The following is a 10,436-nucleotide window of genomic DNA, read 5'->3' on the forward strand; positions in this document are numbered from 1 at the left end:
GGCCCCGCGTGGGCCTACTTGGCCCGGCGGGCCACCGTGAAGTGGTCGATCCGGTCACCGGTCTCGGCGATGCCCTGGACCTTCAGAGTGGCGTAACGGCCCCGCGAGGCGGGCTGGACGTCCACGCGCAGGAACGAGTAGTTGAGGTAGCGCACCCGTGACCAGGCGACCGTCTCGTTCTGCATGCCGTCCTTGAGGTTGACGAAGGAGGCCACGGAGTCGACCTCGTTCTCGTGCCCCTCGTAGGAGTCCGGGGCGCTGAACGCGTACAGGCTGCGGCCCGCCGCACCCGCGGTCACGTACACCACGCCCTCGGTCTCGGGGTACGCCGTGCCGCCGATCTCCAGCTTCTTCGTGACCTTGTCGCCCTTGATCACGTCCGTGCGCTCGTACTGGTGGTTGTGGCCGTTGATGACCAGGTCCACCTGGTACTTCTCGAACAGCGGCACCCACTCCTGGCGCACGCCCCCCTCCGAGGCGTGCGCGGTGGAGGTGCAGTACGCGCAGTGATGGAAGAACACGACGACGAAGTCGATGTCGTGGGCCGCCCGGAACTTCTTCAGCTGCGCCTCGAACCACTTGGTCTGCGTGCCGCCGGAGATACCGAGGTTGGCGGGGATCTCGTACGACACGTCGTTCGGGTCGAGCGAGATGATCGCGGTGTTGCCATGGACGAAGGAGTAGACGCCCGGCAGGTTCTTCCGGTCCGGCCCGTTGTCGGGGAGCGTGAAGCGGGCCTCCTCGCCGCCGTAGCCGTTGGGCGAGTACCAGGCCTCCATGTCGTGGTTGCCGTAACTCACCATCCACGGAACCGACTTGGCGACGGACTCGGTCTGGGCCAGGAACTGGTCCCACACCCGCGAGTCGAAGCCGGTGTCGGCGGACTTGCCCTGGCCGGCCGGGTCGGCGTACGCGATGTCACCGGCGTGCAGGTGGAAGGCCGGGTTCTGACCGAGGAGCAGGCTGTCGTTGGCGAGGCCGTGGTAGCTGACGCCCTGGTCGCCGAAGGCCGTGAAGGTGAACGGCTCCTTGTGGCCGGGCGCGGTGGTGAAGGTGCCGAGGGTGCCGAGCAGGTGCGACTCGGCGGGGTCGAAGCCCTGGTGGCCGACGCCGTAGTAGTACGTCCGGCCCGGGCGCAGGTGGCTGAGCCTGGCGTGGACGTAGTACTGCGTGTGGTCGGCACTCGCCCCGACGCCGGCCGGGGTGTGGAGGGTGCGGACCTCGGCCTCGATCTTGCGGGACAGGTCCCAGGGGCGGGCGCCGATCCGGACGAACGGCTTCTTCACGGCGACCGGGACCTGCCACGAGACGGTCATCTCGGTGCGCGCGTCGTTGCCGTAGGCGAGGTGGCGGCCGAAGGGGGCGACGAGGGCGCCGTCGACGGTCTCGGTGCGCGGGGCCGTCCGTGTCGGCACGGCGGCCTGTGCGGTGGCGCCGGGTACGAACGCGCCACCCGCGACGGCGCCCAGCGTGACGGCGCCGCCTCTGATCATCGTGCGCCGCGAGAATTTGGCGCGCAGGTACTCGTGCTGCTCGGCCATGCTCATGCGCTCGGCCAGCTGCTGGGGTACTCCCATGCGAGGAATGTCCATGGCGCCCGAAACTCGTCCCCTCAGGCAACGAGATACGGACCGCGGTATGGACGGCTCCGGAACAGGCTCCCATGAGACCCTCAATGTTCTTCCAAGGAGTTCCAACAGGAGATTGCCAGCCGATTACCAGAGGGCTGCCCGAAATCGGGCAAGATTCTTGCGAAGCGCTCCCCCATACCCCAGGATCTACCGAGTGCACGACGACCTTGTTGATCACCTGACCCGCAGCACGCCCCTCAGCCGGGGCGAGGCACTGCGGGTGATCCAGGACGTGCTCGCCTACTTCGACGAGACGACCGAGGAGGTCGTCCGTCGCCGCCACCGCGAGCTGCAGGCCCAGGGCCTGGTGAACGCGGAGATCTTCGAACGGATCGAGGCGGACCTGAAATACCGGGCGGTGGCACCACCGGAGCTCACGCTCCGCCAGCTGCGCCGCATCGTCTACGGCTAGGGATACCTATATATATGTGCGGAATCGTCGGATACATCGGGAAGCGTGACGTGGCGCCCCTGCTGCTGGAGGGCCTGCAGCGTCTGGAGTACCGCGGCTACGACTCAGCCGGCGTGGTCGTCTCCTCCCCGAAGGCGCCCGCCCTGAAGATGGTCAAGGCCAAGGGCCGGGTGCGCGACCTGGAGGCCAAGGTCCCGGCGCGCTTCAAGGGCACCACCGGCATCGCCCACACCCGCTGGGCCACCCACGGAGCCCCCTCCGACGTGAACGCCCACCCGCACCTGGACGCCGAGGGCAAGGTCGCGGTCGTCCACAACGGCATCATCGACAACGCCTCCGACCTGCGCCGCAAGCTGGAGGCGGACGGCGTCGAGTTCCTCTCCGAGACCGACACCGAGGTCCTCGTCCACCTCATCGCCCGCTCGCAGGCGGAGAAGCTCGAGGACAAGGTCCGCGAGACGCTGCGCCTCATCGAGGGCACGTACGGCATCGCGGTCCTGCACGCCGACTTCCCGGACCGCATCGTCGTCGCCCGCAACGGCTCCCCGGTCGTCCTCGGCATCGGGGAGAAGGAGATGTTCGTAGCCTCGGACATCGCGGCCCTGGTCGCCCACACCCGGCAGATAGTGACGCTGGACGACGGCGAGATGGCCACCCTCAAGGCCGACGACTTCCGCACGTACACGACGGAGGGCACCCGTACGACGGCCGAGCCCACGACCGTCGAGTGGGAGGCCGCGTCGTACGACATGGGCGGCCACGACACGTACATGCACAAGGAGATCCACGAGCAGGCCGAGGCCGTGGACCGCGTCCTGCGCGGCCGCATCGACGACCGCTTCTCCACCGTGCACCTCGGCGGCCTCAACCTGGACGCCCGCGAGGCCCGCAAGATCCGCCGCGTGAAGATCCTCGGCTGCGGCACCTCGTACCACGCGGGCATGATCGGCGGCCAGATGATCGAGGAGCTGGCCCGCATCCCCGCGGACGCCGAGCCCGCCTCGGAGTTCCGCTACCGCAACGCCGTGGTGGACCCCGACACCCTCTACATCGCAGTCTCCCAGTCCGGCGAGACCTACGACGTCCTCGCCGCCGTCCAGGAGCTGAAGCGCAAGGGCGCGCGGGTCCTGGGCATCGTGAACGTGGTCGGCTCCGCGATCGCCCGCGAGGCCGACGGCGGCATCTACGTGCACGCCGGCCCCGAGGTCTGCGTGGTCTCGACGAAGTGCTTCACGAACACGACGGTCGCCTTCGCCCTGCTGGCGTTGCACCTGGGCCGCACCCGCGACCTCTCGGTCCGCGACGGCAAGCGCATCATCGAGGGCCTGCGCAAGCTGCCCGCCCAGATCGCCGAGATCATGGAGCAGGAGGGCGAGATCGAGAAGCTGGCCCAGCAGTACGCCGAGGCCCGCTCGATGCTCTTCATCGGCCGCGTCCGCGGCTACCCGGTCGCCCGCGAGGCATCCCTCAAGCTCAAGGAGGTCTCGTACATCCACGCCGAGGCCTACCCGGCCTCCGAGCTCAAGCACGGCCCGCTGGCCCTGATCGAGCCGGCCCTCCCCACGGTCGCGATCGTCCCCGACGACGACCTCCTGGAGAAGAACCGCGCCGCCATGGAGGAGATCAAGGCCCGCAGCGGCAAGATCCTCGCGGTGGCCCACCAGCCCCAGGAAAAGGCCGACGAGACGATCGTCGTCCCCAAGAACGAGGACGAACTGGACCCCATCCTGATGGGCATCCCCCTCCAACTCCTCGCCTACCACACGGCCCTGACCTTGGGCCGGGACATCGACAAGCCGAGGAACCTCGCCAAGTCGGTAACGGTGGAGTAGTTGGCCCAAGGGGCGCGGGGAACTGCGCGATCAGCCCCCACGCACCCGCAGAGGCCACACAACGGAACGGACCCTCACGTGATGCCACCATTCACGGAGGGTCCGTCCTCATTCGCCGGGGAGCCGCCCAACCCCCCAGCCGGCGCAGCTAACCGGTGGCCGTCACCCCCCGGCCCGCAGCGCGTCGCGGAAGCGCGGTCGGCCAGTGCGCGAGAGCCGCAGTCGCGGCGTACCAGGCCACCGCACCCGCGGCGACGGCGAACCAGCCGCCCACCTTGGTGAGCCCGTCGTTGTCCGCGAAGCCCGCGATGGCCATGAGCAGCAGGGACACGAAGAACAACCCGTACGCGGCCTGACCGAGCTGGTCGCCCCCCGCGAGGGTCAGCGTCAGCGCCACGAGGGCGAACAGCAGCAGGAACAACCCGGCCGCGTTGGCGGACACCTGGTTGTCGGCAGAGACGGCCCACGTGAACCACAGGGCGCCGAGCGTCACGAACGCGGTCCCGTTCGCGGAGTCACGGTCGCGCAGGGCCATCAGGCCGGCGACGAAGAGGGCAATGCCGCCCACGTACTGGGCGATTGATACGGCGTCAGCAGCCGACACGCCGTCGATCACATCGGCGTACCCCAGCCCGAAGGCCAACAGGGTGACACCGAGGGCGAGTCGGCCGACCACGGTGGTTATTCCGCTTCCCGCAGAGACGTCGTTGTCCACGGCGGGCTCCCTTCATGCATGTGCAGTTGTGCAGTGAGCGATATATGCCCTTCACAAAGGCACAAACACCTCTACGCGCGAGTAAGTTCACGCATTGCAAGAAGGGGGGCGACGTCCCGAACGGCTCATCTCACCTGGGACAACGGCGAGTTACGGAATGACAACGACGGGCCGCTTGGCCCGCTTGGCGAGCCGCCCCGCCACGGAGCCGAAGAGCCGTCCGACGATGCCGTGCGTGGAACCGACGACGATCGCGTCCGCCTCGTACTCCCGCCCGACCTCTTCGAGCTCGTGGCAGATGTCCCCGCCGCGCTCGACGAGGATCCAGGGCACCTCGGCGAGGTACTCCGCGCAGGCGAGTTCGAGGCCGAGCACCTCGGTGCGGTGGTCCGGCACGTCGACGAAGACCGGCGGCTCGCAGCCCGCCCACACCGTGGTGGGCAGCCGGTTGGCGACGTGGACGATGATCAGGGCCGACCCGGAGCGATGAGCCATACCGATGGCGTACGCGAGGGCGCGCTCACTGGAGGTGGAGCCGTCGAAGCCGACGACGACGCCGTGCTTGAAAGCGGGGTCGCAGGAATGGCGTGGCTGTTCCGCCGCCAGGGGCTCGGCCGCCGTGGGGTCGGCGACGGGCCGCTTGCGGTCCGCGGGTTCGAAGAATTCGTGACCGGCCATGGCTGTCTCGGCGTATTGATCCTTTATGGGTGGGCCCGCGAGCGGAGCTCGTTGACGGATGCAGCAGTGTGGCGGAGCTGTGTCCGGGAATGGTCTTCCCAACCCCATACCCCAAGGGTACGGCGGCACGCCTCCTTAGCCCAGATCCCCGCTCTCGGTCGGTGCGGGTTCCAGGGAGCATGCACGAGGGTGCGCCCGTAACGCAATGGTTGCTGCGGTGTACAGGCGGTTTGCACAGGGTTCACCTGCGTCGGCGGTCATGACGGCCGCGTACCAGTGACCGACCGCCCGGGCATGCGTTGATCACCACGAGCCACCGCCCAGGGAGCCCAGGGAGCACGCACCCCATGCCCGTACCCCGCACACCCACCGAGGACAGCGTCACCGACGTGGTCCGCTGGGCGGCCTTCAGCTGCGTCCTCGTCCCCGTGGTGCTCCTCTGGTACGGCACCTCGCTCGCCGGCGCCGCCGGCACCGCCTTCGGCCTGGCCGCCGTCACGGCCGTGTGCCGCCTGCTGCTGCGCCAGTCGGAACGCGGCGCGGCACGCCTGAAGGCCGGGGAACAGTTCGGCCCGACGCCCCGGCGCCGCGGACGTCACCACAGGACCGGAACAGGGGCACATAGAGGCGGACGTCACACCGGGGGAAATACACCGGTCGGTTGACCGGTTTCCGCGCACAGGCACGCTGCTTTTCAGCCAACTTCTGGCGCGCATGCATCCCCCGTCCAGAACACCCCCCAACCCCCGTTCCACCTGCACGGAAAGGGCCTCAGGGGCCCTGCGCACCCTACGTGGATTGGCCACTGCGACAAGGCGCACTTCCCTGCACGGCCCGTGAGTGCAACGCTTCGTGATCGAATGCTTCACGCCAAGTTGCCAAGTCGACAATCTACCGAGTGCCGAACCGGCCACTCAGGCGTGACGCGACACAGTAGATTCGATCTTGACTGTCTACGGCGGGGGACTCGTGCAGGACCGAGGGGAAACGTGCAGGAGCGACACAACCGAGGAGCCGCGACCACCGAGGGGGGCTTAGCAGTATGAGCCACGACTCCACTGCCGCGCCGGAAGCCGCGGCCCGGAAGCTTTCCGGGCGACGCCGCAAGGAGATCGTCGCGGTGCTGCTGTTCAGCGGCGGCCCCATCTTCGAGAGTTCCATACCGCTGTCGGTGTTCGGGATAGACCGCCAGGACGCCGGCGTGCCGCGCTACCGCTTGCTTGTGTGCGGCGGCGAGGAAGGCCCACTGCGGACCACAGGGGGCCTGGAACTCACCGCGCCACATGGCCTGGAGGCGATCTCGAGGGCGGGCACGGTCGTCGTACCGGCCTGGCGCTCGATCACTTCGCCACCGCCCGAGGATGCGCTCGACGCCCTGCGCCGAGCGCACGAGGAAGGCGCCCGCATAGTCGGGCTGTGCACCGGCGCCTTCGTCCTCGCGGCGGCAGGCCTGCTGGACGGCCGCCCCGCGACGACACACTGGATGTATGCACCGACGCTGGCCAAGCGCTATCCGTCGGTGCACGTGGATCCGCGAGAACTCTTCGTGGACGACGGCGACGTACTGACGTCGGCGGGCACGGCGGCCGGCATCGACCTCTGTCTCCACATCGTGCGGACGGACCACGGCAACGAGGCGGCCGGGGCTCTGGCCCGCCGCCTGGTGGTCCCGCCGCGCCGGACCGGCGGTCAGGAGCGCTACCTCGATCGATCTTTACCAGAGGAGATCGGCGCCGACCCGCTGGCCGAGGTCGTCGCCTGGGCGCTGGAGCACCTGCACGAGCAGTTCGACGTCGAGACGCTGGCGGCACGCGCGTACATGAGCCGCCGCACCTTCGACCGCCGCTTCCGCTCCCTCACCGGGAGCGCGCCGCTGCAGTGGCTGATCACCCAGCGGGTGCTGCAGGCGCAGCGGCTGCTGGAGACGTCGGACTACTCGGTGGACGAGGTGGCGGGCCGCTGCGGCTTCCGCTCCCCGGTGGCACTGCGCGGTCACTTCCGCCGCCAGCTCGGCTCGTCGCCGGCCGCGTACCGGGCGGCGTACCGTGCGCGCCGCCCGCAGAGTGACCGGCAGACGGACGCGGAGCCCACGGTCGGTCCGGGCGCGGCGCCCTCGGGTCCCCCGCCCAGCCCGTACGCGGAGGGCGGCCCGGTCCCGCCGCAGACCCGCCGCACCCCGGCCCCCGTAGGCCCGCACGCTCCCTCGGAGAACGGGCGCGAGCTGTACATCGGAGGCCGGGCGACCCTGCCGGGGCAACGCAGCGGAGCGTGACCTCATGACGCCGGACGGGCATCTCGGCCCGTCCGGCTTCATGCACGCCCACTGCGACGCGGGGCACCCAAAGACGGACGTCAGCCTTAGGGTGGTCGCATGAACGATCGCATGGTGTGGATCGACTGCGAGATGACCGGCCTCTCGCTGTCCGACGACGCGCTCATCGAGGTTGCCGCCCTCGTCACCGACTCCGAGCTGAACGTCCTCGGCGAGGGAGTGGACATCGTCATCCGCCCGCCGGACGCGGCGCTGGAGACGATGCCGGAGGTGGTGCGTCAGATGCACACCGCGTCCGGACTGCTCGACGAACTCGCCGGCGGCACGACGCTGGCGGACGCCGAGGAGCAGGTCCTGACGTATGTACGCGAGCACGTGAAGGAACCCGGCAAGGCCCCGCTGTGCGGCAACTCCGTCGGCACGGACCGGGGCTTCCTGCTGCGCGACATGCCGACGCTGGAGGACTACCTCCACTACCGGATCGTCGACGTCTCGTCGGTCAAGGAGCTGGCCCGGCGCTGGTACCCGCGCGCCTACTTCAACAGCCCCGAGAAGAACGGCAACCACCGCGCCCTCGCCGATATCCGCGAGTCCATCGCCGAACTCCGCTACTACCGCGAGGCCGTCTTCGTACCGCAGCCCGGCCCCGACTCGGACACCGCGAAGTCGATCGCCGCGAAGCACGTTCTGCCTGCTCAGTAGGGATCCGGAAGGGGTGCGAGGGGGCCTCTCGGGGCCGCCGCGAAAAGCTGTGCGCGAGCACCCCTTCGGACCCTGTACACTTTTTCTCGGCCGGTCGGGGATTCCACGGAAGACATCGCCGGTCATGGTGGGTGTAGCTCAGCTGGTAGAGCACCTGGTTGTGGTCCAGGATGCCGCGGGTTCGAGTCCCGTCACTCACCCTGAGCGATCAGCCGGTGACCTCGACACAGAGGTCACCGGCTGATCGCGTTCTGCGGCACCGACAGGACCCGGCACGCTGAGGCGAGTTGAGAGGACTCCCGTGCTGACCGAACCGATCCGCACGCCCCGTATGGATCTCCTCCCCCTCCGGGCCGACCACGCGGCGGAACTGGCCCCGGCCCTGTCCGACCCGGCCCTGCACACCTTCATCGGCGGCTCGCCCCTGTCACCCGAAGCCCTGCGCACCCGGTACGAACGCCTGGTCGTCGGCTCCCCGGACCCGTCCGTCACCTGGTGCAACTGGGTCCTGCAGCTGCGCACGGACTCCCGCCTCATCGGCACGGTCCAGGCCACGATCAGCGAGACGACCGCGGAGATCGCCTGGGTGGTGGGCACCCGGTGGCAGGGGCGCGGGTACGCCCGCGAGGCGGCGCAAGGGCTGGTGGCGTGGCTGCGGCAGCGGTCCGCACATGCCACCGCCCCTCCCGTCCGCACGGTCGTGGCCCACATCCACCCCGACCACCTCGCCTCCGCCGCCGTGGCCAGGGCCGCGGGGCTGCTCCCGACGGACGAGGAGCAGGACGGCGAGACCAGATGGCGACGGGTGCTGCGCCCCTGAGGTCGCCTCGCCACGGACGTCGCCACGCCGGCGACGTCACCGCACATCCCGCGGCGCCCGCTACGACGACGCCCGCTCCACCAGCTCCGTGGCCAGCACCACCTGTCTCCTCTCCAACCCCCGTGACACCGCCGGACGGCGGTCCGCGATCTCGGTGAGGAGGAGGTCGATCATGCGGCGGCCCATCTCCTCGATGGGCTGGCGGACGCTGGTGAGGGGCGGGTCCATGTGGCGGGCGATGGCGGAGTCGTCGTAGCCGACGAGGGCGACGTCGTCGGGGATACGGCGGCCCACCTCGCGCAGGGCCTGGCGGGCGCCGGCCGCCGTCACGTCCGACCCCGCGAAGACCGCGTCCAGGTCGGGGCAGCGCGCGAGGAGAGCCTCCATCGCGCGCCGGCCGCCCTCCTCCGTGAAGTCCCCCGGCTCGATCAGCTGCTCGTCCACGCCGGTCCCCGCGTCACGCAGGGCGTCGCGGTAGCCGTCGACGCGGCGCTGGGCGCCGTAGACGTCGAGGCGGCCGGTGATGTGGGCGATTCGGCTGCGGCCGTGGGCCATGAGGTGCTCGACGGCCGAGCGGGCGCCGCCGTAGTTGTCCGAGTCCACCGACGTCAGCGTCTCGGCGGCCGAGCGCGGGCCGCTGATCACGGCCGGGATCTCCAGCTGGGCCAGCAGGTCCGGCAGCGGGTCGTCCGCGTGCACCGAGACCAGCAGGACGCCGTCGACGCGGTGCGCCGCCAGGTACTGGGCCAGGCGGCGCCTCTCCTTGTCGCTGCCCGCGAAGATCAGCAGCAACTGCATCTCGGTGTCGGCGAGTTCGGCGCCGACGCCCTTCAGCATGTCCGAGAAGTACGGTTCCGCGAAGAAGCGGGTCTCCGGTTCGGGCACGACCAGGGCGATCGCGTCCGTACGGTTCGCCGCCAGGGCGCGGGCCGCGGTGTTGGGAACGTAGCCGAGCTCCGCCACCGCCGCTTCCACCGCCGCGCGGGTCGCGTCGCTGACCCGGGGGGAGCCGTTGATCACGCGGGAGACGGTGCCCCGGCCCACCCCCGCGCGAGCCGCCACCTCTTCGAGGGTGGGCCGACCGCCGCTCCGGCCCCGCGCTCCGTGGGTTGCCATGGGCTCCACCTTCCCGCCGTTGTCTTTGCGCCGGCCTGGAATTTAACAGTCCTGCCAGGGAGAGTGACCGTGCCGGGGGCCGGCGGCCCCGGTCCCGGACGGGCTCAACTTGGTCCAGTTAACGGCCCGATAACTGAACGCAGAACTCCGCGTCCGCTCCCTTGACACCCCCGCCCGGACCGACGACTCTTCAACACATCACTTGTGGGAGCGCTCCCACAGTACCTGACTCATACACATCCCGCACGTTCCCCGCCC

The 10,436-nt window shown here is 69.8% G+C and carries 10 protein-coding genes and 1 tRNA gene; 7 read left to right on the forward strand and 4 right to left on the reverse strand.

Annotated elements, in window-relative coordinates:
* Nucleotides 1-14: 14 nt before the first annotated feature.
* Complete coding sequence (locus ACZ7M7_RS06330; protein ID WP_472113292.1) at nt 15-1,577, reverse strand: purple acid phosphatase family protein; 1,563 nt, start codon at nt 1,575-1,577, stop codon at nt 15-17.
* A gap of 208 nt (nt 1,578-1,785) precedes the next feature.
* Here ACZ7M7_RS06330 and ACZ7M7_RS06335 point away from each other — a divergent pair, with 208 nt between their 5' ends.
* A complete protein-coding gene (locus ACZ7M7_RS06335) occupies nt 1,786-2,043 on the forward strand; it encodes a hypothetical protein (RefSeq protein ID WP_328427477.1) in 258 nt (85 codons plus the stop codon).
* 14 nt (nt 2,044-2,057) lie between these two features.
* On the forward strand, nt 2,058-3,875 hold the full coding sequence (gene glmS / locus ACZ7M7_RS06340; protein WP_383609088.1) for a glutamine--fructose-6-phosphate transaminase (isomerizing): 1,818 nt from the start codon (nt 2,058-2,060) through the stop codon (nt 3,873-3,875).
* Between the two features lie 148 nt (nt 3,876-4,023).
* Here the strand turns inward: glmS and ACZ7M7_RS06345 are convergent, their stop codons facing one another.
* Both ACZ7M7_RS06345 and ACZ7M7_RS06350 read right to left on the reverse strand, forming a co-directional pair.
* A complete protein-coding gene (locus ACZ7M7_RS06345) occupies nt 4,024-4,590 on the reverse strand; it encodes a GPR1/FUN34/YaaH family transporter (RefSeq protein ID WP_383609085.1) in 567 nt (188 codons plus the stop codon).
* Nucleotides 4,591-4,740: 150 nt separating this feature from the next.
* Nucleotides 4,741-5,268: a universal stress protein gene (locus ACZ7M7_RS06350; RefSeq protein WP_383609082.1), complete on the reverse strand. Its 528-nt coding sequence runs from the start codon at nt 5,266-5,268 to the stop codon at nt 4,741-4,743.
* A 347-nt stretch (nt 5,269-5,615) separates the two neighbouring features.
* Between ACZ7M7_RS06350 and ACZ7M7_RS06355 the strand changes: the two genes are divergently transcribed.
* The 5 genes from ACZ7M7_RS06355 (at nt 5,616) to ACZ7M7_RS06375 (ending at nt 9,062) form a co-directional block, all read left to right on the forward strand.
* Nucleotides 5,616-5,933: a hypothetical protein gene (locus tag ACZ7M7_RS06355; RefSeq protein ID WP_383609079.1), complete on the forward strand. Its 318-nt coding sequence runs from the start codon at nt 5,616-5,618 to the stop codon at nt 5,931-5,933.
* A gap of 377 nt (nt 5,934-6,310) precedes the next feature.
* On the forward strand, nt 6,311-7,540 hold the full coding sequence (locus ACZ7M7_RS06360) for a helix-turn-helix domain-containing protein (RefSeq protein ID WP_383609077.1): 1,230 nt from the start codon (nt 6,311-6,313) through the stop codon (nt 7,538-7,540).
* A 99-nt stretch (nt 7,541-7,639) separates the two neighbouring features.
* Entirely contained in the window at nt 7,640-8,242 is a 603-nt protein-coding gene (gene orn, locus ACZ7M7_RS06365) for an oligoribonuclease (protein ID WP_328427471.1), read from the forward strand.
* A 127-nt stretch (nt 8,243-8,369) separates the two neighbouring features.
* A tRNA-His gene (locus ACZ7M7_RS06370) sits at nt 8,370-8,442 on the forward strand.
* A 131-nt stretch (nt 8,443-8,573) separates the two neighbouring features.
* The gene (locus tag ACZ7M7_RS06375) at nt 8,574-9,062 is read left to right on the forward strand and encodes a GNAT family N-acetyltransferase (protein WP_472113963.1); all 489 of its coding nucleotides are present in this window, start codon (nt 8,574-8,576) and stop codon (nt 9,060-9,062) included.
* Nucleotides 9,063-9,122: 60 nt separating this feature from the next.
* Here the strand turns inward: ACZ7M7_RS06375 and ACZ7M7_RS06380 are convergent, their stop codons facing one another.
* Complete coding sequence (locus ACZ7M7_RS06380) at nt 9,123-10,178, reverse strand: LacI family DNA-binding transcriptional regulator (RefSeq protein WP_472113298.1); 1,056 nt, start codon at nt 10,176-10,178, stop codon at nt 9,123-9,125.
* Between the last annotated feature and the right edge of the window lie 258 nt (nt 10,179-10,436).

The organism is Streptomyces sp. NPDC111606 (assembly GCF_055656945.1).

Bases quoted from the DNA above. Each gene is read 5' to 3' on its own strand.
- ACZ7M7_RS06330 (WP_472113292.1), bottom strand. From the start codon at position 1,577: ATGGGAGTACCCCAGCAGCTGGCCGAGCGCATGAGCATGGCCGAGCAG.
- glmS (WP_383609088.1), top strand. From the start codon at position 2,058: ATGTGCGGAATCGTCGGATACATCGGGAAGCGTGACGTGGCGCCCCTG.
- ACZ7M7_RS06350 (WP_383609082.1), bottom strand. From the start codon at position 5,268: ATGGCCGGTCACGAATTCTTCGAACCCGCGGACCGCAAGCGGCCCGTC.
- ACZ7M7_RS06355 (WP_383609079.1), top strand. From the start codon at position 5,616: ATGCCCGTACCCCGCACACCCACCGAGGACAGCGTCACCGACGTGGTC.
- ACZ7M7_RS06360 (WP_383609077.1), top strand. From the start codon at position 6,311: ATGAGCCACGACTCCACTGCCGCGCCGGAAGCCGCGGCCCGGAAGCTT.
- orn (WP_328427471.1), top strand. From the start codon at position 7,640: ATGAACGATCGCATGGTGTGGATCGACTGCGAGATGACCGGCCTCTCG.
- ACZ7M7_RS06375 (WP_472113963.1), top strand. From the start codon at position 8,574: ATGGATCTCCTCCCCCTCCGGGCCGACCACGCGGCGGAACTGGCCCCG.
- ACZ7M7_RS06380 (WP_472113298.1), bottom strand. From the start codon at position 10,178: ATGGCAACCCACGGAGCGCGGGGCCGGAGCGGCGGTCGGCCCACCCTC.